This window comes from Halorubrum rubrum, assembly GCF_024494685.1.
GTDB lineage: Archaea > Halobacteriota > Halobacteria > Halobacteriales > Haloferacaceae > Halorubrum > Halorubrum rubrum.
The window spans coordinates 139,577-163,228 of the sequence record NZ_JANHDM010000001.1; the positions used below are offsets into that span (position 1 = coordinate 139,577).

Annotated in this window: 17 protein-coding genes and 1 tRNA gene; 4 read left to right on the forward strand and 14 right to left on the reverse strand. The window is 69.0% G+C overall.

The features are described from left to right. Positions 1 to 7: 7 nt before the first annotated feature. The gene (locus tag NO889_RS00685) at positions 8 to 397 is read right to left on the reverse strand and encodes a DUF2237 family protein (protein ID WP_256410330.1); all 390 of its coding nucleotides are present in this window, start codon (positions 395 to 397) and stop codon (positions 8 to 10) included. 516 nt (positions 398 to 913) lie between these two features. Between NO889_RS00685 and NO889_RS00690 the strand changes: the two genes are divergently transcribed. Then, a complete protein-coding gene (locus tag NO889_RS00690; RefSeq protein WP_256410331.1) occupies positions 914 to 2,080 on the forward strand; it encodes an aminopeptidase in 1,167 nt (388 codons plus the stop codon). A 51-nt stretch (positions 2,081 to 2,131) separates the two neighbouring features. On the opposite strand, the gene NO889_RS00695 is transcribed toward NO889_RS00690, so the two are convergent. Both NO889_RS00695 and NO889_RS00700 read right to left on the reverse strand, forming a co-directional pair. Beyond that, positions 2,132 to 4,354 carry an LUD domain-containing protein gene (locus NO889_RS00695; protein WP_256410332.1) on the reverse strand — a complete coding sequence of 741 codons (2,223 nt, stop codon included), beginning with the start codon at positions 4,352 to 4,354 and terminating at the stop codon, positions 2,132 to 2,134. Beyond that, positions 4,355 to 4,861: a LutC/YkgG family protein gene (locus tag NO889_RS00700; protein ID WP_256410333.1), complete on the reverse strand. Its 507-nt coding sequence runs from the start codon at positions 4,859 to 4,861 to the stop codon at positions 4,355 to 4,357. A 186-nt stretch (positions 4,862 to 5,047) separates the two neighbouring features. Between NO889_RS00700 and NO889_RS00705 the strand changes: the two genes are divergently transcribed. Next, complete coding sequence (locus tag NO889_RS00705; RefSeq protein ID WP_256410334.1) at positions 5,048 to 6,760, forward strand: L-lactate permease; 1,713 nt, start codon at positions 5,048 to 5,050, stop codon at positions 6,758 to 6,760. 228 nt (positions 6,761 to 6,988) lie between these two features. Here NO889_RS00705 and pheT read toward each other — a convergent pair whose 3' ends face one another. Together pheT and pheS are read right to left on the reverse strand one after the other, a co-directional pair. Then, complete coding sequence (pheT, locus tag NO889_RS00710) at positions 6,989 to 8,752, reverse strand: phenylalanine--tRNA ligase subunit beta (RefSeq protein WP_256410335.1); 1,764 nt, start codon at positions 8,750 to 8,752, stop codon at positions 6,989 to 6,991. After that, positions 8,752 to 10,257: a phenylalanine--tRNA ligase subunit alpha gene (gene pheS, locus NO889_RS00715; RefSeq protein ID WP_256410336.1), complete on the reverse strand. Its 1,506-nt coding sequence runs from the start codon at positions 10,255 to 10,257 to the stop codon at positions 8,752 to 8,754. The genes pheT and pheS overlap by 1 nt, the downstream gene beginning before the upstream one ends. Positions 10,258 to 10,596: 339 nt before the next feature. Between pheS and NO889_RS00720 the strand changes: the two genes are divergently transcribed. After that, a complete protein-coding gene (locus NO889_RS00720; protein ID WP_256410337.1) occupies positions 10,597 to 10,902 on the forward strand; it encodes a HalOD1 output domain-containing protein in 306 nt (101 codons plus the stop codon). Positions 10,903 to 10,926: 24 nt separating this feature from the next. Here the strand turns inward: NO889_RS00720 and NO889_RS00725 are convergent, their stop codons facing one another. From NO889_RS00725 to NO889_RS00760, 8 genes are all read right to left on the reverse strand, one after another. After that, complete coding sequence (locus NO889_RS00725) at positions 10,927 to 11,583, reverse strand: M48 family metalloprotease (protein ID WP_256410338.1); 657 nt, start codon at positions 11,581 to 11,583, stop codon at positions 10,927 to 10,929. Between the two features lie 69 nt (positions 11,584 to 11,652). Further along, positions 11,653 to 12,303 (reverse strand): nucleotide-binding protein, encoded by a 651-nt coding sequence (locus NO889_RS00730; protein WP_256410339.1) that lies wholly within the window; start codon positions 12,301 to 12,303, stop codon positions 11,653 to 11,655. Beyond that, the gene (locus tag NO889_RS00735) at positions 12,300 to 13,172 is read right to left on the reverse strand and encodes a DUF7857 domain-containing protein (protein ID WP_303653005.1); all 873 of its coding nucleotides are present in this window, start codon (positions 13,170 to 13,172) and stop codon (positions 12,300 to 12,302) included. Before NO889_RS00735 ends, NO889_RS00730 begins: the two co-directional genes overlap by 4 nt. 24 nt (positions 13,173 to 13,196) lie before the next feature. Continuing rightward, the gene (locus NO889_RS00740; RefSeq protein ID WP_256410340.1) at positions 13,197 to 13,967 is read right to left on the reverse strand and encodes a DUF7856 family protein; all 771 of its coding nucleotides are present in this window, start codon (positions 13,965 to 13,967) and stop codon (positions 13,197 to 13,199) included. After that, a complete protein-coding gene (locus NO889_RS00745; protein WP_256410341.1) occupies positions 13,964 to 14,302 on the reverse strand; it encodes a DUF7855 family protein in 339 nt (112 codons plus the stop codon). The genes NO889_RS00740 and NO889_RS00745 overlap by 4 nt, the downstream gene beginning before the upstream one ends. An 84-nt stretch (positions 14,303 to 14,386) precedes the next feature. Next, entirely contained in the window at positions 14,387 to 14,695 is a 309-nt protein-coding gene (locus NO889_RS00750) for a DUF7854 family protein (protein WP_256410342.1), read from the reverse strand. Further along, complete coding sequence (locus NO889_RS00755) at positions 14,696 to 20,170, reverse strand: LAGLIDADG family homing endonuclease (protein WP_256410343.1); 5,475 nt, start codon at positions 20,168 to 20,170, stop codon at positions 14,696 to 14,698. 98 nt (positions 20,171 to 20,268) lie between these two features. Beyond that, positions 20,269 to 20,631 (reverse strand): TRAM domain-containing protein, encoded by a 363-nt coding sequence (locus NO889_RS00760; protein WP_256410344.1) that lies wholly within the window; start codon positions 20,629 to 20,631, stop codon positions 20,269 to 20,271. Positions 20,632 to 20,791: 160 nt separating this feature from the next. On the opposite strand from NO889_RS00760, the gene NO889_RS00765 reads away from it, so the two are divergent. Further along, positions 20,792 to 23,134: a DEAD/DEAH box helicase gene (locus NO889_RS00765; protein WP_256410345.1), complete on the forward strand. Its 2,343-nt coding sequence runs from the start codon at positions 20,792 to 20,794 to the stop codon at positions 23,132 to 23,134. A 432-nt stretch (positions 23,135 to 23,566) separates the two neighbouring features. Here NO889_RS00765 and NO889_RS00770 read toward each other — a convergent pair. Beyond that, a tRNA-Leu gene (locus tag NO889_RS00770) sits at positions 23,567 to 23,650 on the reverse strand. Positions 23,651 to 23,652: the final 2 nt, after the last annotated feature.

A 23,652-nucleotide genomic window follows, 5' to 3' on the forward strand; every position in this document is an offset into this window, starting at 1 on the left:
CGAGTTCTCACGCGTCGTACGCGTGGGCCTCGAGCGTCTCCAGGTCGACCGCGTCGAGGACGGCCTCGTTGGTCGCCTCGAGGACGACGGGCGGGACCGTCGTCTCCGGGAGCCGCCGGTCCCGCGTGGCCTCCAGCGCCTCGACCCAGCGCCCGAGACAGAGGCACCACCGGTCGCCGGGATCGAGTCCGGGGAACGAGAACGCCGGGCGGGGCGTCACGAGGTCGTTGCCCCGCTCCCGGCTGAACCGCAGGAACTCGGCGGTCATCACCGCACAGAGTTCGTGTCGGCCCCGGTCGTCGGGGTGGGTTCCGCAACACCCGTCGCGCTCGAAGCCGGTCGTCGGGTCCGTGCTACAGGCGGCGAGGTCCTCCCCGTGGACGTTCCGGTCGGCCATACGCTCGGGTGGGGATGCGTGAACAAAAAGCCACGCGCGGTGGCGCGCCTCCGAGTGCCCCAGCGGGGCACGAGGAGCCCGCGAGGGACGCAGTGAGCGCTCGGAGAGCGCGAACTGCGAGGCTGGGGAGGTGTGAGGTGCGGTGCGGTGCTGTGTGTGTGGTGCTGTATGGGTGGGGTGGGACTCAAAGGGGCAGCCGCGAGGACGCCGTAGGCGACGCAAGCACCGCAACGAGTGAGCGAACGAAGTGAGCGACCGAGTGAGGAGCACAGCGAGCGTAGGGCGTCCTCGCGGCTGGGGCTTTGGTGGTGGTCTCCGAGGTGACCTCAACTACGTATCGCCGAGCGGCTGGGGCTTTGGTGGTGGTCTCCGAGGTGACCTCAACTACGTATCGCCGAGCGGCTGGGGCTTTGGTGGTGTTCGCCCCGCGAACAACCCCGTTCAGTCGACGGCCGAGGTCGTCGTATCGTTCACCGCGCCGGCACCGATTTACCTCCCGCCCGCGACTCGCCGATCATGGACGAACGCGTACGCGAGCACGCCGACGTGCTCGTCGACTGGAGCGCGCGGGTCGATCCGGGGGACCACGTCGTCGTGAGCGTCGCGGAGGACGCCCACGACCTCGGTGTCGCCGTCGCCGAGGCGCTCGGCGAGCGGGGCGCGGCCGTGACGACGCTGTACGGCTCCGAGGAGATGACCCGCGCGTACCTGAAGGGGAGCGAGGCGGCCACCGAAAACGCCCGCGACGAGGACGGCCTCGACGACCCCGACTCCGCCGCTCCCGGCTTCCCCGATCCCGCCGTCGACCGCGCACTCTTCGAGGCGGCCGACGTCTACCTCCGGCTGGGCGGCGGACGCAACACGGCCGCGACCGCCGACGTCGGTCGGAGGACCCGCAGGGCTTACGCGAGGACCCGCCAAGGGGTCCGCGAGGCGCGGATGGACACCGACTGGGTGTCGACGGTCCACCCGACCCGAAGCCTCGCCCAGCAGGCGGGGATGGCCTACGGGGAGTACAGAGACTTCGTCTACGACGCCGTGCTCCGCGACTGGGAGGCGCTCGCCGGGGAGATGGCGGAGATGAAGCGTGTCCTCGATTCGGGCGAGGAGGTCCGGCTCCGCACCGAACGCGAGGACGCCCCCGACACCGACGTGACGATGTCGATCGCGGGCCGGACCGCGGTCAACTCCGCCGCCTCCGTCGCGTACGACTCCCACAACCTCCCCTCCGGCGAGGTGTTCACCGCCCCCTACGACGCCGAGGGCGAGGTCTTCTTCGACGTGCCGATGACGATCGACGCGACCCGCGTCCGGAACGTCCGCCTCGTCTTCGAGGCGGGCGAGGTGGTCGAGTTCGCGGCCGACTCCGGCGAGGAGGCGCTCGAGAGCGTGTTGGAGACGGATCCGGGAGCCCGACGACTCGGCGAGCTGGGCATCGGCATGAACCGCGGGATCGATCGGTTCACCGACTCGATCCTCTTCGACGAGAAGATGGGCGACACGGTTCACCTCGCGGTCGGCCGCGCCTACGACGCCTGCCTCCCGGACGGGGAGTGCGGCAACGAGAGCGCGGTCCACGTCGACATGATAAGCGACGTGAGCGCGAACTCGCGGCTGGAGATCGACGGCGAGGTCGTCCAGCGAAACGGGACCTTCCGGTGGGAGGACGGCTTCGAGGCGTGAGTCGCGGGGGCGTGCGCCGCACGATCGTACGGCGTGCTACCGAGCGTCGTGCTACCGAGCGTCGAGCAGCCGCACCGGATGCGCGGGGCGGCGCGTGAGCAGCGCGTCGAGCTGTTCCAGACACGACGTGCCGCTGGCGACGACGGTGCGGTCCGCGGCGTCGTCCGTCGTGAACTGGTCGACGAGCGTCTCGCCGACGTCCACGCTGAGGTCGTAGTACTCCGATTTGTATCCGAAACTCCCGGCCATGCCGCAACACTCCACGTCCGAGGTCACGACGTCGAACCCGCGCTCCTCGAGGACCGCCAGCGTGTAGGGTTCGAGACCGAGCGTTCGCTGCTGGCAGTGACCGTGGTAGGCGATCCGCTCGCCGTCGCCCGCCGAGAGCGCGTCAGCGTTCGCGCCGTCCTCCAACAGCCCGTAGACGTACTCCATGACCTCGTAGCTGTTCTCGCTCAGGGCGTCGTAGTTGTCCTCGGGGAGGAGCCGCTCGTACTCCCGACGGAACATCGCGAGGTCGGACGGCTCGATCACGACGACGTCGCGGCCCGCGGCGACGGCGGGCGAGAGCGCCTCGTAGACGGCCTCGGCGTTGGACCGGGCGGTCGCCACCATCCCCTGTGAAAGCGGGGCGCGTCCGCTCTCGCCGGCGGCGGGAACATCGACCCGGACGCCGAGCGACTCGAGGACGCGGACGGCCGCCTTCCCGCGCTCGGTGCGCACGTAGTTGGTGTACGCGTCGGGGTAAAGCGCCACCTTCCGGCGGGCCTCGTCGGGGTCGACGCGCGGTCCGCGGTCCGCGAACCAGTCGACGAGCGACTCGCGCTCGAACTGCGGGAGCTCGCGACGGCTGTCGACGCCGACCGTGCGCTCCATCATCGATCGGGCGGGGGCGCTCCGTGCGACCCAGTTCGAGAGCGGTGCGAACGCCGACCCGAGCCTCGCGAGCGCGTCGAAGTTCCCGAACAGGCGTTTCTGGAAGTCGACGCCACCGGGCTCCGCGTCCGGCGTGAGCCCCTCGACGAGGAAGTCGAACTTCCCCTCCTTCCCGCGATTGATCCGGTCGCGAACGACGGTGTTTATCCACGGGATGTCGATCTTCACCGGGCACTGGTTCACGCACCGGCTACACCCCGTACAGAGGTCGTTGAACTCGGCGGCGCTCTCCTGCCCGTGGACGCCGGCCTCCCAGCCGGTGGCGATACCGCCGGAGTACGTCTCGCCACCGAAGGCGTGTCCGCCGACGTGCTGGAAGTTCGCACACGAGTTCGCGCACGCCGAACAGCGGATACAGTACAGCGTCTCCCGCAGATCGTCGTCCTCGCGCATCGCCATGCGGCCGTTGTCGATGAGCACGAGGTGGAACTCGCGGTCGTCGCCCGACTCGAGTTCCCGGACCTCGTCGCTCGAACCGCGCCCGTCGTCACCGTCTGTCCCGCCGAACGTCGGCGAGTCGCCGGGGGGCGTGAAAAGCGAGACGTAGGAGGTGATGTCCTGTCCGGTCCCCGATCGGCCGATGAGTTCGACGAACGGCTGGAGGTCCTCGACGCTCGGAACGATCTTCTCGACGCCCGCGACCGCGACGTGGGTGTCCGTGGCCTGCACGCACTTGCGGGCGTTGCCCTCGCTCGTGACCAACGCGAGCGTGCCGGTGTCCGCCGCGACGAAGTTCGCGCCGGTCATGCCGACCTCGGCGTCCAGAATCTTCTCGCCGAGATATTCGCGCGCGAACCGCGTCAGCTCCTCGGCGGTCTCGAGCGGCTCGTCGGGGTCGAACACCTCGTTGAACAGGTCCGCGATCTCCTCGCGGGACTTGTGGATGGCCGGCGCGACGATGTGTGAGGGGGCCTCGTCGGCGACCTGGAGGACGAACTCGGCGAGGTCCGTCTCCCAGACGGTCGCGCCGCGCTCCTCGAGGGCGTCGTTCACGTCGATCTCCTCGCTCGTCATCGACTTCGATTTCACCACGGTCCGGCCGTCGACGACCTCCGAGACGTACCGGTTCGCGTCCGCGGCGTCGTCGGCGACGTAGACGCTGCCGCCGTTGGCCTCGACCGTCTCCGTGACCCGGTCGAGGAGTTCGGGGAGGCGTTCGATGGCGTTCTCCTTTATCGCGCGGGCCTCGTCTTTGAGCGCCTCGTAGTCGTCGAGGTCCGCGGTGGACTCGTACCGCCCCTCGTTGAACACCCGCGTGTTCTCGTGGACGCTGTCACCTTCGGTCTCGAGGAGGTGGCGGATGCGTTCGGCCTTCCGTCGGCGGTCGTCGGCGCTCATCTACCGGTCCTCCAAGAGCACGACCGCGACCTCGATCGGGCCGTGCGCCCCCTTCACGAGCGCGCCCATGTCCGCGGTCGCGCTCGGCCCGGTCGCGATGACGGCCTGTCCGGTTCCCTCGCGCGCGTCCTCGGCGAGCCGGTCGAACGTCGCGTCCATGTCCGGGAGGACGTCGCTCGCGGCGACGACGGCGACGTGTTCGTCGGCGTAGAGGCTGACCGGCTCCTCCCCGGCGGGGCCGCCCTGGATCACCACGGAGCCGTAGTCGGCGATGCCGTATCCGGCGGCGGTGACGCCGGTTCTCGCGGCCTCGAGATCCGCCACCGTCGGGTCGGTCTCCACGGCGTCCGGCAGGGAGACGCCCGCGAACGGGAGCGGCGTGCCGACCGCGGGCGCGTCGAGAAGCGGGGCGAGCGCCGACTCGAACTCCGCCGCGGGCGCCCGAACGAGTTCGACCCCGATCTCGTCGAGCGACGTCTCGAACGTCGCGATTGGCTCGACTGACATAACCGGAGATTACTGAAACGGCCTAATGGGTGTTTCCCTCCACCCGGTTCCTCCGCGAGATATGTAACATATGTTTATTATTATTCCGCCGTCGTATCCCTCGATTTCTGCCGACTGCTATCATCTAGAAAGAAAATTACATATAGTTCGTTGTCCGACGGTGGAATACGGTCGAGAACTCCAACCATGACCAACGTGCTCACACTGGCACTCGTCGGGGTCATCCCGATCGGCGTCGCGTTCGTACTGCTCGCCGGGCTCCGGTGGTCGGCGGCCCGCGCGATGGGGGTCGGATGGCTGCTCGCGAGCGGTATCGGACTCACGTACTGGCGAATGGATCCCGACTGGCTGCTGGCGTCGGCCGTCTACGGTACGCTCCAGGCAGTCGACATCATTCTCATCGTCTTCGGGGCCATCCTGCTCATGAACTACCTCGAAGGAAGCGGCGCGATCGCCACCATCAGGTGGTACTTCGGTCAGATAGAGGAGGATCGACGCGTTCAGGTGCTGCTCATCGGGCTCGGGTTCATGACGGTCATCGAAGGCGCGGCGGGATTCGGCACGCCGGGTGCCCTCGCGGCGCCGCTTTTCATCGGTCTCGGCTTCCCCCCGTTGGCCGCGGCGGTGTTCGGGCTCTTCTTTAACGCCCCGAACCCACCGTTCGGCGCGGCCGGGACGCCCGTCATCGGCGGCACCGGTGCCGTCATCGAACCGGCGCTGTCGGGCTCGATGGGCGTCTCCGAGTTCCTCTCGATGATCTCCGCGTGGTCCGGCGTCGTCACTGGGATCGCGTACACGTTCTGGGGGCTGCTCGGCGTCTTCTTCCTGACGTACTGGTTCGGCGACGCCGACGGCGGACGGAGTCTCGGAGACGCGACGCGTAGCACGCTTCCGATCGCACCGTTCGCGCTCCTTCTCGGCGCCGTCACCGGGGGGACACAGCTTCTGATCGCGTGGTTCGTCGGCCCCGCGCTTCCCGACATCGCAGCCGGGTTCGCCGTGCTCGCGGTCGGTCTCGTGCTCGCGAACAACGACGTGCTCATTCCCGAGCGGGAGTGGGATTTCCCCGACGACTCGGCGTGGAGCGACACGTGGCTCGGCGGTCTCGAGCTCGACGAGATCTCCAGGGATCGGCCCAAAAAGGAGATGTCCGTGCTGCTGGCGTGGACGCCGTACCTGCTCGTCGCGGTCGCGCTGCTTCTCACGCGGTGGCCCGACCTCACGGTCGCCGGCGTCGACGTTCTCGCGTGGATCCAGAGCTTCTCCGTCAGCATCGACTCGATCCTCGGGACCGATCTCGGGTACACGCTCCAGTACCTCTACCTCCCTGGAACGATGCCGTTCATCCCGATCGCCATCCTCACCGGACTGCTCCACGGGATGGACACGAGCGAGATGGGTGCGGCGTGGCGGCGATCGATCGAACAGGTCGCGCCCGCCGCGCTCACCCTCATCATCGCCGTGTCGATGACGCAGGTGATGATCCAGTCGCAGACGAACACGGCCGGCCTCCTGGGCATGATGGAGGCACTCAGCCGAGCGCTCGCGATGGGTGCCGGCGGGCTGCTCCCCGTCATCTCGCCGTGGATCGGCGCCATCGGTTCCTTCATGACCGGAAGCAACACGTCCTCGAACATCCTGTTCAGCGTGCTCCAGTACGACGCCGCCGAGGCGGTCGGCCTCTCCCGCACGATCGTCGTCAGTCTCCAGAACGTCGGCGGCGGTCTCGGGAACATGGTCTCGGTGTTGAACGTCGCCGCCATCTGTGGCGTCGTCGGGATCACCGGACGCGAGGGCGACCTCCTGCGGAAGGCCATCGTCCCGATGACGGTTTTCGCCCTCTTCGTCGGTCTGTTCGGCATGCTGCTGACGTACGTTCTGGTCCCCGGCCTGTTCTGAGTTCCAGGTCGACGGCCCTCGGTCGGACCGGCATACCGGGAACCGTCGGCGCGCCCGGTCGCGGGCGGGTCGCCCGCGACCGTCCGCCCGCCGAGGCTGGGGAGGTGCGAGGTGCGGAGCGGGATGGTGCGGAGCGGGATTTCGGAGGCCACCGCGCCGGCGGCGTACCGTCGATCGGCCGGAGACCCGACGAGGTTCCCGCGGGCGTGTCTCGCGACCCGAATCCGGTCAGCGCAGCGCGTCGAGGTCGAACTCGAAGGCGGCGACGGGAACCTCCAGATCGTGCTCGACGAGGACCTCCGGATGGACCTCGCCGATCACGCCGACCGACTCGCCGTCGACGACGACGCCGGCGGTCCGGCCGTCGATGAACGTCGGGTGGTCCGTTCGTGGGGTCTCGAGGTCCGCGCCGAAGTCGTCACACACCGCCTGGAGTCGGCCCTTCGCGGCCTCGTAGGAGGCGTCGCGCCGCGCGACCGCGCCGGCGACGTGACGGGACTCGGCCACGCCCGTGTTCTCCGCCTCGTCGCGCTCGGCGACGAAGCCGATCTCGGCGACGTCCTGCGGGTAGGCGTTGTGGGTGTTGCCCTCGAGCAGGATCAGAAGCGACGGGAGCGCCCACGTCCGAAGCTGGGTGTACTCCTCGCTGTACGGCTCCGTGATCTCGACGGGGTCGCCGCCGCCGAGGACGCCGCCGTCCCCGTCGACCGCCGCGCCGCCAGTGCCGGGCTCGATCCGCATGCGGTCGTAGTTCTCCTCGCCGCTCGTCATGTGGAAGTTGAGCAGGTCCTCGAAGCCGAGCCCGACGAGGCTCGTTCGGACGGCGTCCTCGAGCCGGGTGCGCTCGTGACGGCCGCCGACGGTCCCCGCGTCGGGGTAGCGCGGCTCCAGGCGGTCGAAGCCGTGCGCGCGCCCCACGTCGTCGACCAGATCGAGCGGGTGGAGCACGTCGACGCGGTACGGCGGGATCTCCACGTCGTAGGTCACCTCCTCGCCGAGCGAGTACGTCGCGTCCAGCCCGGAGCGCTCGAAGCAGTCGACGATCTCTTCCGGCTCGAAGTCGACGCCGAGCAGCGTCTCGATCCGGTCGTGGGTCACCGACTTCTCGTCGATCTCGAGGTTCGGTCGGACTAGGTCGGAGCCGTACTCCTCCGGATGGGTCGCGCCGTCGGCGTACGCGATCTCGACCTCCTCGATCGTCGCGCCGCGCGCGGAGAGCGCGTAACAGACGATCGTACACATCTTGTCTATCGTCCACTGGTCCGTGCCGGTGAGCTCGACGAGCAGCTCGCGGGATTCGGTGTCCACCTCGGTCCGTCTCCCGTTGATCACGGGCGGGAACGAGAACAGCCCGAGCTCGTCGTAGATCGCCGGATAGCGGTCGTACTCGCTCACGATGTCGGCGTACGTTCGGCCGGTGTCGTGCTCCTCGAGCACCTCGGCCGGCGTCAACTCGTCGGTCGAGTCCAGCGGGACGAACGTCTCGCCGTCCGGCTCGATCCCGCGGTAGGTGATCGAGCGCTCCGCACCCTCCCGAAGCGGCGCGCCCTTGACCATCGCCAGGTCGTGGATCCCGATCGCGCCCTTCGCGCGGCCGCGACCCATCGTGGCGTGAAGCTTCTCCTGGAGCTGGATCAGCGACTCCAGTCCGGCCTCGTCGAGGTCGACGCCGCGGACCACCGCGCCCGTGACGTAGGGACGCTCGTCGGGAACCGACTCGTCGACCTCGATCGTCCACTCGGCGTCGTTGGTGTCGGGGACGTACACCCCGCGGTCGTCCCCGTAGTGGTAGCGCAGCGAGCGGGCGACGCCCTCGACCGAGAGCCGGTCGAGCCGGTCCGGCGCGAACTCGAACCGGAGGTCGCCGTCGTCGGTCTCCCCCTCGAACTCCAAGCCGAGCCCGAACAGGTCCTCTCTGAACTCCTCGTCGGTCTTGTCGGTACGGCCGGTGAGCCCCCGGAGCGCGTCGGGGTCGACGTCGACGACGGGCATCAGTAGCTCACCTCCGCGTTCCGCAGGAAGTCGATGTCGGCGAGCGTCCCGTGGAGGTCGCGGATGTCCTCCGCGCCGGTGGTGAGCATCGCGAGTCGCTCCAGGGCGAGCCCCCACGCCATCACGTCGCAGTCGACGCCGAGCGGACCGGTCACCTCCTCGCGGAAGATGCCGGAGTTGCCGATCTCGATCTCCTCGCCGGTCTCGGGGTGGTCGCCGAACAGCTCGAAGGAGGGCTCGGTGTAGGGGTTGTAGTGCGGCTTGAAGCGGATGTCCGTGATCCCGAACTGGCGGTAGAACTCCTCGAAGGTGCCCATCAGGTCGCGGACGGAGAGGTCCTCGGCCATCACCCATCCCTCGATCTGGAAGAACTCCAGGAGGTGCGTCGGGTCGAGCGTGTCGTTGCGGTACACCTTTTCGACGGAGAAGTAGCGCTGGGGCGGCTCCAGCTCCGCGCCGGCGTACCCCGAGAGGTACCGCATCGACAGCGAGGTGGTGTGTCCGCGCAGGGCGACTTCGCGGGCGAACTCCTCCGACCACGGCGAGTGGTAGCCGTCGCCGTCCTCGCCCCACCCGTCGCGGTGGGCGGTCTCGACCCGATCGATCAGGGCCTCGGGGATCTCCGCCATCGGCTCGACGTCGAGCGCGAAGCGGTCCCAGTGGGTCCGGGCCGGGTGGTCCTGCGGCATGAACAGGCAGTCGTTGATCCAGAAGTCGCTGTCGGCGTGGGGACCTTCCATCTCCTGGAAGCCCATGCCGACGAGCACGTCCTTCACGCGGTCGGCGGTCCGCCGGAGGACGTGTTTCCGGCCGCCCTCGACCGCGGGAGCGTCCGCTTCGACGTTGTACTCGGCGAACTCGACGTCCGCCCACGTCCCGCTCGCGAGGAGGTCCGGCGTCACCTGGCCGACCGTCTCGGCCGCCTCGACGCCCTCCATCAGCGCGTCGACGGCGGCGTCGGTGAGCATGACCGCGCGCGTCGTGTGCTCCGCGAGGTCGACGAGCCCGCGCGAGGCGAGCCGGTCGAGGACGGACGCGTCGTCGACGCGCCCGCCGTCGGCGAGCGTCTCGAGCGCCGCCGCCTCGGGATCGGCGTCCGGGTCGGCGTCCGGATCGACGGCGAGCTCGCCCGAATCGATCGTCCCGAACCCCTTCCGCGGGAGGTTCGCGAGCGCGATGTCGACCTCGGGGCCCGCCAGGTCGGCGCGACCGATGACCTCGCCCATCGAAACGGCCTCGTCGGCCGCGCCGGCGTCGACCGCAGCGCGGTAGAGCCTGGTCTCGGGGAGTCCCTCGGCAACGTACTCGCGCCCCTCCTCGGTGAGTTCGGCGACCTCGGTCGTCGTCTCCGTCACGGTGAGCAGCCCCTCGTCGCGCAGATCGAAGGCCGCGCCGGTGACCGTCTCGGGTTTCAGGCCCGTCTCGGCCGCGATCTCGTCCATCGTCCGTTCGTCCGTCGCGCTTGCGGCTTCGAGGACCGCGAGCTGTCGTTCCGGGAGTCGCATTCGGTTGTGTGGATACGTGTGTGGCTGCGTGGTAACGGTTCCGGCACGTCGCCGGCGCGGTACGCGGCGATCGAACCGCGCGGTTTCACCGCCCCGCGGCGGGGCGGCTCCGCCGCGCGCGGCTCACACGAAAAACGGCCCGAACGCGTCGCCGACGGCTTCCCTGGCGATACTCACGCTGGCGCGTTCGGGTGCCATGTGCTCCCGTGAACCGTGTGCCCAATTATACGTTTCGCTCGACTCGCCGTGCCGGACGCGGGCCCTCTCGACGCGCCGGGCGATTATCCGTAGTGATAACAGAAAATGAAGTATTATATAGAGACGTGCGGTCGGGACGGTATGAGCAGCGCTACGACGGACGTCTCTGACGACGGTCCGACTTCGGAGTCGGTCCACGTCGCCCACGGTCGTGACGAGCGACCGCCGAGCCTCGCAGTCGCCGACGCGGTAGCCGACCTCGCCGGCGTCGATTCCGACGCGCTCGACGAGGAGGCGGGGATCGTCCTGTACGACCACGTCGATCCCGACGCGCTCGACGCGCTCGTTACTCATCGTTCCGACGGCGACGTCACGCTCGCGTTCACCGTGGACGAGTACGACGTGCGAGTCGACGCCGACGAGGCCGTCGCCAGACCCGCAAAGTAGCGATCTCCGCGAAACGACGCGACCTCATTCCCCGTCTGCTCGCCGACGCAGCGCCGCGATCCGGTCCCCGAGCGGGGGTTGGACCTCGAACCACGTCGACCAGTCCCCGGTCTCGGGCTCGACGCCGCGTCGTTCCGCGACGCGTTCGAAGGCGTCGGCGACTCGATCGGCCCCCACCGCGTCTGCGGCGCGATCGTCGGCCGCGTACTGGACGCGCCGCCCCACCCAGAAGGAGGCGAGCCCGATCGCGACGAGCGCGAGAAAGCCGGCGTCGAACGCGATCGTCGCCGTCACGATCGCCGCGAGGACCCCGACGACGACCGCGACCGCGACGGCACGGAACTCGGCGTAGTACGTCCCGACGCGACCCGCCTCGGCCGCGAGAAGCCCGACGGCGACGTCCTCCTCGAGACCCCCGACGACGGCCTCGGTGACGAAGAGCACCCGTCGGCGGGGCGGACCCTTCACCGAGACGTCGATCGCGTCCGGATCGGCGGCCTCCACGATCGCGACCCGGTCGACGCCGAGGCCGGCCTCGCGGCGGAGCTCGTCGAGCGCCGCACGCTCGGGATCGGTCGGATCGCGGAGGTCCCGAAACCGGTCGGCCGCGTAGAGCGGCCCGATCTCGACGGTGAGGAGCGCGAGAACGGCGACGCCAAGGAGGAAGACGGCCGTGAGCATCGGGCGATCGTCGGAGGCGTCGCCGGTAAAACCACGCGGTCTCGCCGGCTGCGGCCGCGACCGCCCCCGTCACCGCGGCACGCGACGCGCGAGCTCGCGGACGGCGTCGGCGGCCGCGCTGTCGGGGGCGGCGTCGACGACGGGGCGTTCCCCGACGACCGAGCGGCCGACGCGCGGGTCGGCCGGAACGACCGCGGCCGGCGCGCCGAGCGCGTCCGCGATGGCGTCCACGGGCGGCTCCTCGACGACCCGGTTGACCGCGCAGGCGACGAGCCCGGCGTCGAGCTCGCGCGCCAGCTCGCGGGTCCGGATCGCGTCGGCCAGCGCGAACGCCCGCGGCGAGACGACCACGAGGCAGGCGTCGGCGACCGCCAGCGGGACGCCCGCGTCGGCGCGCCGGCCCGCCGGGCAGTCGATCACGACCGTCCCGTGCGTCCGTTCGACGTCCTCGACGGCCTCGGTGAGACGGGTCGGATCGGACGCCCGCGCGCCGGCGAGCGTTCGACCGCAGGGAACCACGGCGACCGGGCCGGGGCGAAGCGTCTCCGCGACCGACGCGCGGCCGGCGAGCACGTCGTGGAGGTCGGGGCCCCGACCGGCCGGGAGGTCCGCCATGCCGAGGTCGGCGTCGACGACGACCGCGTCGAGCGCGGCCGCGACGTTGTACGCGAGCGTCGTCTTCCCGACGCCGCCCTTGCCGCCCGCGACGGCAAGGATCACGCGAGCCGCTCCAGCGCCTCGGTCGGCACGTCCGTGCCCTCCGCGCGCGAAGCCAGCGACGCCGCGCGCTCGCTCAGCCGTCGGAGCGCCGCCGCGTCGGCCGCGACGCGCTCCTCGAGGATCGCGACCGCCGCCGCGCCGCCGAGACGGTCGACCGCGTCGGTCGCCGTCGCGAGGTCGGCGCCCGTCAGCCGCTCCGCTCGCTCGATGCGCCGCTCGATCCGCCCGAGGCGGCGTTCCGCCCGCTCGAGCGGTTCGGCGAGCCCGTCCGCTTCCGACGAAACGGTGGGAGGGTTCTCGAGTTCCGATCGAGAAGCACGAGGGTCCGTCCCGTCGCCTACGTCATCCACGTCGTCGCCGGCCGGTCCGGAAGGTGGATCATCGTCCTCGATCAGCGGTGCCGCATCGTCCTCGATCAACGGTGCCTCGACGACGTCGGGGGCGTTCTCCGCGTACTCATCGACGGCTACGGACGGGGTCGTCCCTCCGGAACCGACGAGCGCGTCACGCGGCGGACGATGGTCGCCGAGGGACCGGACCGCCGCGTCCGCCGTGGCGTCGGGCGCGTCGGCGTCGTCGATCGGGTGAGCGTCCACGATCTCGACCGGCGGGTCGACGGCCGGCCCGTCGGCCGGCGGAACGACGGCGAACCCGACACCGCGGTGCTCGTCCGGTTCGAGACGGAGCGTCACGCCCGCGGCGTCCCACCCCGCCTCCGGAACGCCCGACCGCCGCGGCGGGAGGACCGGCCCCTCGGTCCGGCTCCGGACGCGCACGCGTCGAGGGACGGCGGCGGCGTTGTGGACGCGACAGGCGACGAATCGCACGCCGTCCTCGCGTTCGGCGGTCCAGGAGAGATCCACGCTCATGCGCCGGCTGGAGCCGCATCCTATCTAAAGGTCCGGGCGAGTCACGGGAACGCCGAGGACCGCCTCCGGACGCCTCCCACTCCGCGCATCGAGGGCGGTGGCCGCCGCCGGCTGGAGGGTCACCGGGCCCTCGACGTCCGCGATCCGTATCGCCGCGAGCGAGGCGGCGAGAGCGGGGCCGTCGTACTCGCTCGGGGTCGCTCCGGCGTCGGCGGGATCGCCTCCCGGAACCGCCGACAACGCCTCGCGGAACGCGGGGTACACCTCGAGCGCGAGCTCCGTCCGCGCGTCCCGCCTCCGGTTTTCCAGCCGATCGCGGAGGGCGAGCCGGCGCTCTCGTTCGTCACGCGCCGCTGCCGCCCGCTCGCGCTCCCGTGCGAGCGTCTGTTCGGCGGCGATCCGGGCGGTCTGCGCCTCGGACAGCTCCGCCGCGGCCGACTCGAGATCGGCGAGCGCCGCCGCGGGATCGGCGTCGACCGCCCGTCGAGTCCGGACGTCACCGCGGGCGGCCGCGACGCGTTCTTTCAACCGGTCCTCCTCTCCGGTGGCGTCGGCGAGGCGTCGTCGAGCGCTCTCGAGGTCGACCTCCGGGACCTCGATCGTCGTCAGATCCGCGTAGATCGCCGCGATCTCGTCGGCGACCGACGCTGTCCGGCCGCGGGAGCGGGCCGCGGCGGCGAGCTCCCGCCGCAGGCTCGTCCCGGTCGGAACCCGACCGAGAACGGCCTCCGGGTTCGGGATCGGTGCGTCGTGGGAGCCGGCAACCGACTCGCCCTCGATTCCGGGAGCGGTCACAGCTCTCGGCGTTTCATCACATCCGGATCGGGGTGATCCGTGCCGGCAGCGAACGACGCGTACGGCGTCGATCTCGCGTCCCGGTCGGCGTAGGCGCTCGCGGCCTCCCTGATCGCGTCGTCGACGAGCGCGAACTCGTTGAACGGCTCGGTCCGCTCGATCTGGACGGCGTTCCCGTGTGTCTCGCGGAGCCGTAACGCCAAGAACGCGCCGTAGGCGGTCGCTTCGAGCAGCGCCGCGCGGCCGAACCGCCTGACCACCTGATCGTCGTGGCGGCGGCACGCGTTGCGGAGCCCGGTCCGGGCCGCTTCCGAGTACGTCACGACCAGTAACACGACCGTCGGTGCTCGGTTATGGAATAAATCGTTTCCGAAGGCGGACGGCGATCGGTGGCCCTGATCGCCCGACAGAGGCCGGGCTCAGACGCGTTCGAGGTCGAACTCGGGGATATCGCGGTCCGTCGGAGGATCGGCGTCCCGGAGAGGTTCGATCCCGGCGGCCGCCAGCACTCGCTCGCGCGCCGCCGGCTCGGAGGGTGCGACGACGACGCGTCCGTCGACCGGCGGGTCGCCGACCGCGCGGAAGACGGCGTCCTCGCCGTCGAACTCCGTCGCGTACGTCCGGAGCACGGCCGCGACGCGACGCTCGGTTTCCGAGAGGTCCTCCTCGCCGTTCTCGAACGCACGGAGGGCGTCCTCGACGTTCCGTAGCGCGGAGATGCGGTCCATCTACGTCGTCCGCAGGTGGCCCTGCTGTGGCTCGTACACTTCGCCTTTGGTCCGGAGCTTCTCGATCTCCCCTTCCGCTTTCCCGGGATCCATGCCGATCTCGCCCGCGCGGTCGAGCACCTCGTCGACGGGCGCGCCCTCCTCGTACTCCGTCTCGATGTCCGCGATGAGCCCCTTGATGTTCTTGATGCGGTCGCGCTGGCTCTTCGAGGTGCCCGTCTCGACGACGTCGGCGTCGAATTGGCCCGTCTCCGGGTCGACGCCGATGTCCTGAAGACACGACTCGACGATGTCGGTCGCGCGGTCGGCGTCCTCGCGTTCGACCGTGTCCGAGAGGCGGACCCGCGCGCTCGCCTCCGAGAGCCGGACGAGCGCCTCCAGCTTCCGGGCGGTGACCGGGACGGGGGCGTCCTCGTCGGCGCCCTTCGCGCGGAGGTCGACGTAGAACTCCTCGATGAGCTCCTTCGCCTCCTCCGTCATCGTCGGGTAACAGGACCGTTTCGCGTGCGCGACGTACTTCCTGAGCAGTTCGGCGTCGATGGCCGGGGCGACCTCCTGAGTCACCTCCGCGACCTGGTCCGAGGTGAACTCCGAGGTCGCCAGTTCCTCGCGCTGGGTGTTGAGCTCGCCCGCGTAGTTCGTCTTGATGATGTGTTTCGCCAGCCGGGAGTCGTGCTCGGGATCCGGCTGGTCGGTCACGGTGAAGATCAGGTCGAACCGCGAGATGAGCGCCGGCTCCAAATCGATCTGCTCGCCGATCGGCTCGTACTGGTCGAACCGGCCGTACTTCGGGTTCGCCGCGCCGAGCAGCGAGCACCGCGCCTTGAGCGTGGCGTTGATCCCCGCCTTCGAGACGGAGATCTTCTGCTGTTCGAGCCCCTCGTGCATCGCGGAGCGGTCCGAGGAGTTGTGGACGACCAGCCCGTTCGCGACGAAGTTGTGCGTCTCCTCCACGGTCAAGTCGTACACCTTCGGCCGTCGTCCATCCTCGATCCGCGTCAGTATCGACCGGAGTTCCGGCTTGACGGCGTCGACCTCGGCCGCGACGGCCTCACGGAGCTCCGCGAGCCGGTCCGTCTCGACTGCCCCGGACAGCCACCGCGACACGGTCGCCTGGCTCACGTCGAGTCGCAACGCCACGTCCGCCTGACTGACGCCGTACGCATCGAGCGCGGCCGACAGTTCCGTCCGCGTCTCGCCGACCGGACCGCGGTCGAGCAGCTCACGAGCACGCTCTTCGACCGTCTCTATCGGTCCCTCGATGACGTCTGCGAGACGCTGTCGGAGTACCTCGCCGCGGTGTTCGGTCGATTCCGGTGGAACGGTTTCGACCGACTCCACCCGTCGCCACTTCACGTCGCCGCGGACGAACTCGCGAAGGTCCTCGAGGTCGGTCTCCGCGACTTCGGTGAGGACCTCTCGGAGTCGCTCGATCACCGTTCGACGGACCTCGTCGCACTCGCCCCACGCACGAGAGATCTGCTGTTGGGACGACGCGGTTCCGTCCGCGAGTTCGGACTGCGAGACGTGGTACCGCCATCGGAGATCCGCGAGCGCCTCCCACGTCGGTTCCTCGTCGAGTCGACGCCGGTCCTCGGCGGCCGTCTCTCGTCGGTCCTCGAACGCCGCAAGCACCCGACGGGCTCGGTGGAGCGAGACGTTTGCAGCCCCGCTCTCGAAATCGTGGTACGTGACCGCGTTGAGACCGCACTCGCGCTGGTGAAGCCGGAGCGAATCGCGAGCCCGCACGAGCGCGTCACCGACGTCCGGGATCACGTCGAGGATCGTGCGATCGCCGTCGGCCGAATCGACGACGCGGTCGAGGGCTTCGGCCTTTCGCGTGGCCGTGAATCCGACGAAACGCCGGAACGCCGCGAGCGAGTCCGCGTCGGTCACCGTGAGGTAGTACACGTCGCGACGTCCGTCTCGTTCGCGGTGCTGGAGCTGGCTCGACACGCCGAACTGTCGGAGGAGGTTCCGCGTGCCTCGAAGCAGATCCCGGCTCGCCGACGCTATCCGAACGTTTCCGGCCGACTCGTCGACGTGCCCCTCGCTGTCGGCGAGCGCCCGGACGAACGCCGCCTTCGCCGCGCGGCTTCCGGTCGAAACGAGGGTCGGGAAGCACTTCTCGTCGTACCGACCGAGGTTCATTCCGGCGTCGAGAACGGCGTCGGCGTGTGCCTTCCCGGTGATACGGACCGTCTCGACGCCACCGTCGCGTTTCTCGCTCGGCGGACGGACCGGCTCCGCGTCGAACGCTGCCCGCGCTGCGCGTTCGAAGTCATCTAGGAGTTCGTCGTCCGTGTTGGTGAACCGAACGCCGTAGACGCCCTCGTCGCGGTCGTAGAAGACGTTCCCATCGCCTGAAAGGTACCCGAGAACGCTCGCCATCGAGGCGTCTATTCCGTCGCCATCGACGGATTCGTGGTCGAGCGGTTCGACGCTTCCGGTGTCGCCCGCCATCGTCGCCGCCCCGGCGCCGTCGGCGGCCTTCGTCGGAACCTCTCGGGGAACGTACACCCAGTCGCCGTCGTCGAGCGCAGCCGCCTCGCGCTCGACGCGCTCCCCGTCGTCGAGGACGAAGAACGGATGATCGGCCGTCGCGGTCAGCGACTCGCCCGTCTCCATCGTCACTCGAGTCAGCTCCGACGGTGCGTCGTACTCGTGGACTGCGGAGACCGGTCGCTCGACCAGCTTCCCGTCCTCGTCCATCGTCCAGACGTCGAGGTCGACGTCGCGGATGTGGCGACCGTTCGAGAGTTCCTCGATGTCGCCGTCCTCGGCGGCCTCCCGCGCGAGTTCGTCGATTCGCTCGACGCGCCCGTCCGCGAGCGAAACCAGCGTGTCGCCGGTGACGCAGTCCATCTTATCGAGCTCGTCGACTGCGGCGATTCCCTTGTCGGCGAGCACGAGCGCACCGGCCTCGAGCGACCACTGCTGGCCGTCGCCGAAGTCGTCGCGGACGGCTGCAGCCGTAAGCCCCGCCGCGCTGCTGCCCTTCCCCGAGGTGTAGACCGATCGGGGCGCGATGTTTTCTACATACGAAATCATCTGGGAGTTGTGTGAGATGATCCCGTTCGAGACGTAGTTGTGCGTGCCCGTTACCTCGAGATCGTACACCCAGTCGTCCTCGGATTCGACCCGTTCGATCGACTCGATTCGATCCCATCGAACGTCTCCGTCGACGAATTGACGCAGTGCGGCAAGGTCACGCGCGGTAGAGCCGCCGTCCGCTCTAGCAAGCACCTTGGCTTCGGAGCCGTTCGAGGATCGACATGCGTCCTCGAACGCATCGGTGATCCGACGAAGCGCGGTCCGACTCGGGTTTCGATTTCCGGCTTCGTAGTGTCGGAACGTGCTCCGCGGGACGCCGCATTCGTACTGCGTCAGCCCGAGCGACTCACGTAACCGGCGAAGGGTCGGACCGACGCCGGGGACCACGTCCACGTTCGTGTTCTGATCCGTTTGGAGGTGTTCCTCCGCTGCGGTCCGTTTCCGATCGGTGATGAATCCGATCTCGGTAACGTATCGATCGAACTGTGACCCGCTGATACGGAGACGGTGACTGCCGTTGTGCCGCTCGTGTATTTGGGTAGTTATCCCGTGCTGAAGCAGGAGAGAACGAACACCCGTGAGCAACTCCTCGCTCATCGACGCGACGGTTATCTCGCGTTGTGAGGTCGAGACGTGACCTTCTCCCTCGACAAATCCTTTGACGAATGCTGCCGTGATAGCCTCAGAGGTGCCGAAGATACTCTGAGGAACTCGCCTTCCTGACGAGTTTTCGAGTATAGTCTCGTCGATCCCTTCGAGGAAGCTGACGAACTCTCCCGCGGAGCAGAGCAATTCGCGTGCGCTCTTCCCGTCGTGTGGTTTTCGGATGGTGAATTCGAGTCCGAGGTTTGCGAGCGTGTTGCCGGCGTCGTCGAGGATTGACTCGTCGTTGTTCGTGATCGAAACGAAGCCGGAGTGGTCGTCACGTTTCTCCACGTATCCCTCCGCTACGACGTATCCAATGAGACGAGCTAGCGCCGTAGTCCACTGCGTCGGAGGGTCGAGACGAACCGCGTTGTACGACCGTGCCCTACGGAAGTCGACGTCAAGCGTGTCATCGGCGTCGAGGTCGAGTCGGCCGGGAGCCGCCACGAACTCGCCCGCGTCCAGATCGTCGGCCACCACCGGAGTGAACCGTGCGTTGCGCTGGACGAACAAGGGGTGAGACGGCGTCACTTCGATCCTCCGTCCCGACGCGGTTTCTATCCGATACATCGTTTCGGGGGCTTCTCGCTTCCAGACCTTCGTCGCTCGCGACCGTGCGATCGATCCCTCCTGCTGGAGGGCAGGAACCTCGAAGTCGACGTCGTCCCAAACGCCGTCATCTACTTCCTTGGGATCGTCGAGGTTCTCCTCGACGAGTTCCCTTATTTGACGTTCTCGACCGTCTCCGAGCGTGATACGCGTGTCTCCGTGAACACACTTTCCAGTTCCCGGATCCCCGATAAGGAGCATGTGGAGGTCGCCGCGGATCCGCGAGCCGTCGGGGAGGTGTTTGGTGACGCCGGAGAAGAGCTGGAGGATCATCGCGAGCTTCTCCTCCTCGTAGCCGTAGATGGCGGGCGCGATGGAGTCGACCATCGCGTCGTAGATGTCGTCGCGGTTCGAGAGCTCGATGATCTCCCGGCGGTCCGCGTCGGTGATGTCCATGTCCTCGAACTCCTCGTCCTCGATGGCGATGGAGACGCCGTCCATGTAGAGATCGAAGATGGCGGACTTCTCGTTGCCCTGCTCGACCTGCTCGATGTGGAGGACGCCGACGCAGGTGACGTGGTCGCCGGGGCTCACCTTGCCGGTGATGTCGTCGACGATGTCGACGTCGAGCGACTGAGGCGTCTCGCCGCCGCGGAGCCCCTCGGGCGACTCCTGGATCCGGAGCTTCTGGGAGTCGATGAACTCCGACTGGTCGAAGTTGACGCGGAAGGGGCCCTGCCGTTCACACCCCTGACACTCGTGGGGCTCCTGGAAGCCGCCGTCGCTCTGTGGGATGTACGTCATCGTCCCGCAGCGCTGGCACTCGAAGGCCGCCTCCGTCACCTTCGGGCGGACGTCGGTCGCCTTGCGGACGATCCCTTGAACCGAGACGAGCTTGCCGATGTGGTCGTCGTGGACCCGGATCCCGCGAATGTCGATGTTCTCGGGCAGGTTCCGGAGCCGGACGTGCGCGCGACCGAGGCTGACGTCCGCGGGGAGGTCGTACAGCCGCAGCGCCTCCTCGGCGTACTCGCGCATCTGGTCGGGCTTCGTGAGGAAGTCCTCGGCGAGGTCGCGGTCGAACTGGAAGAGGTCGTCGTACTCGACGTACAGCGAGCGCTGTTCGTTGGGGTACTTCTGTGCGAGGGTGCCGATCTCCTCGCGGTAGTAGTTACGGTAGAACTGAATGAACCGCTCCGTGAGGTCCTGATTCCCGGCCTGAGCCATTACGGCAGCCATTCGTCGGCATCACGTATGAACCTCATGCTCGGGGCGGAGGTGGTCCGGCTTGCCGATCGCTCGCTGCCCCGTCCACGGCGTCGTCCTCACGCCTTCGTCACGAACGTCGCGTCCGCGGAGGTCCGCCCCTCGTTGAACGAGAGCACCTTCGCGCGGATCACGTCGCCCTTTCCGATATCGTTCGGGACGTCCTCCGTGAAGACGACGAACCCCTCGACCTTGCCGACGGCGACCTCGCTCCCGGAGTGGTGATCGGTGAGCTCCGTCACGCCGAACTCGTAGGTCTCGCCGATCTCGACCGGTGGATCGCGCTCCTGGGCCGCCTCGTGAGCCCGCTCGGACTCGCGCGCCTCCGAGGAGGAGCCGCGAACGCGGGTGACGACGGCTAGCAGGACGAGCAGAACGACCGCGGCGGCCGCGGCGACGACGAGCGGTGAGCCGGGTATCATACCTCCCCGTCCACCCGCGATCACCTAAACGGCCAGGGTCCGGACCGACCCTCGGGGAGACCCGTCCGCATGAGAAACGCCTTTGCCCTCGAAGCCCCCCTCTGGGAGTGATGCGAACCAGCCTCGGTTTCGGAGGGACTCCCCACGGGCGTGGTACCGAATGAAGGTCGCGGACGCGGTGCCGGAGTTCGCCGACGCCTTCGGGTTCGAGGAGTTCAACCGGATGCAACGCGAGGCGCTTCCGGGGATCGTCGAGACCGACCACAACGTCGTCGCGTCCGCGCCGACCGCCTCGGGGAAGACGGCGCTCGCCGAGCTCGCGATCTGTAAGACCCTCGCCGCGGGAGGGACGGCGCTGTTCATCGCGCCGCTGCGGGCGCTCACGAACGAGAAGGAGAGCGAGTGGGAGCGGTTCGAGGAGCTGGGGTACTCCGTGTACGTCGTCTCCGGCGAGCGCGACCTCAACCCCCGGCGGGCCGAGCGCGCCGACGTGCTCGTGACGACGCCCGAGAAGGCCGACAGCGCGACCCGCAAACACGACTCGGCGCGGTACAGCTTCATCACCGACGTCGACTGCGTCGTCATCGACGAGGTCCACCTTCTCGACTCGGAGAAGCGCGGCGCGGTGCTCGAGGTCACCGTCTCGCGGCTCCGTCGGCTCCAGGACCCGCGCGTCGTCGCGCTCTCGGCGACGATGCCGAACGTCGACGACGTCGCCGAGTGGCTCGACGCGCCGCCGGAGACCACCTACTCCTTCGGCGACGAGTACCGCCCGGTCGACCTCGAGACCGGCGTCAAGACGTACAGCCACGGGTCGAACGCGTTCGCCGACAAGTACCGCCGGCTCTACCGCGCGATCGACCTGGCCGAGCCGCACGTCCGCGAGGACGGGCAGGCGCTGGTGTTCGTCTCCTCGCGACAGGACACGGTCCAAGCCGCGAAGAAGGCGCGCGACGAGATCACGGAGCGTGACGTCCCGATCGACTCGCGGGGCGACTACGACTTCCACAACGCGGCGACGGAGCTCTCGAACGACACCCTGCGGCAGTCAGTCCTCGACGGCGTCGGCTTCCACCACGCCGGGCTCTCGAAGGGCGACCGCGACCGCGTCGAGGCGTGGTTCAAGGAGGGGAAGATCAAGCTGCTCTTCTCGACGTCCACGCTCGCGTGGGGCGTGAACCTCCCGGCGCGCTGCGTCGTGATCCGCGACACGAAGTACCACGACCCGCTGGAGGGCGAGACCGACATCTCGCCGCTCGACGTGCTCCAGATGCTCGGGCGTGCCGGCCGGCCCGGCTACGACGACGTGGGGTACGGCTGGGTGGTGTGTGACCGCGCGGACGCCGACAAGTACCGCACGCTCCTCCGGGACGGCAAGGAGATCGAGTCGCGGCTCGCGGCGGAGCTCGAGTCCCACCTCAACGCCGAGGTCGCGATGGGGACGATCCGCGGGCTCGAGGACGTGATGGAGTGGCTGGAGACGACGTTCTACTACGTCCGCGCGCGCTCGGAGCCGGAGGCGTACGACTTCGCGACCCTCCGCGACCGCGTGCGCGACACCCTCGACTCGCTGGTCGAGGAGGGGTTCGTCGCGGCCGCCGACGACCTCGGAGTCGAGCCGACGACGCTCGGCCGGCTCGCCTCGAAGTACTACATGCGCCTCGAGACCGCCCGACAGTTCCGCGACCTCGCCGGGCGCGACCGGCTCACCGTCGACGCGGTCCTGGAGACGGTCGCCGCCGCCGGCGAGTTCGACTCGGTCTCGGCGCGCTCCTCCGAGTCCGACGCGGTCGACCGGATCCTCGAGGGTCACGACACCGACCTCGAGGACGGCCACCGGAAGGTGTTCGCCATCCTGCTGGCGGGGATGGCCGACTCGACGCCGTCGGACCTCCGCTCGGACGCGTGGGTGATCCGTCAGAACGCCCTGCGGCTGCTCGCCGCGCTCTCGGAGTTCCTCGACCGCTTCTCGGGCCCGCGGGCGGCCAATCTCGCCTGCCGGATCGAGGCGCGAGTCGAACACGGCGTCTCGCGCGAGGCGGTCGCGCTCACCGCGATCGACGGCGTCGGCTCCGGGCGCGCCGAGCGACTCGCGAACGCCGGGCTCACGTCGCCGGCCGCGGTCGTCGACGCCGGGGTCGACGGGCTTTCCAACGCCGGGATGAGCGACTCCGTCGCCGAGCGGATCGTCGCGGCCGCCCGCGAGTGCCCGCGGATCGAGGTCGACTGGGGTGCGTTCCCCGAGACCATCGCCGTCGGCGAGAACGAGATCCGCGAGGTCGCGGTCTCGACCGCGGGCGGCGGCGCGCGCGTCGGGATCCGCGTCACCGTCAACGACGTGGAGATGACCGAGACCGCGACGTACCTCGACGGGGAGACGACGACCCCGGTCGGCGTGTTCGGCCCGCCGGACGCCGACGAGCTGGAGTTCGTCGTCGAGGTGGTCTTCCCCGACCTGCCGCTGATGCCCGTGCGCGCGAGTCGAACCGTTCGGGTGGAGTAGGGAACGAGTGCGGTGCGGTCGGCGCGCCTCCGAGTGCCCGATAGGGCACGAGGAGTCCGCGAGGGACGCCACGAGCGGAGCGAATGGCGAGGCTGAGGAGGCGTGAGGTGCGGTTGCGGTGCTGTACGGGGCGGGACTCAAAGGGGCAGCCGCGAGGACGAAGCACGGCGACGGAAGCACCGCAGCGAGCAATGCGAGCGAGGAGCGCACCGAGCCGCGCGAGTCCTCGCGGCTGCCCCTTTGATGGTGTCTTCCGTAGTCGTGTTCATCGCATCAGCACCAACAGATGATTGATCGGCTAGAACTTTCGCGGAGTGGATCTCGAGTCCGCCGCCGTTTCTGGACTCGGCTACCCGTACCTAGTGAGTTTAGTGAAGCGGAGTTTTTGCGAGGGAAGAACGCTCCGAGAGCGCCCTTCCGCACTGTTGCCAGTGCGAGGGGAGGGATTTGAACCCACGGACCTCTACAGGAGCGGATCTTGAGTCCGCCGCCGTTTCCGGGCTTGGCTACCCTCGCAC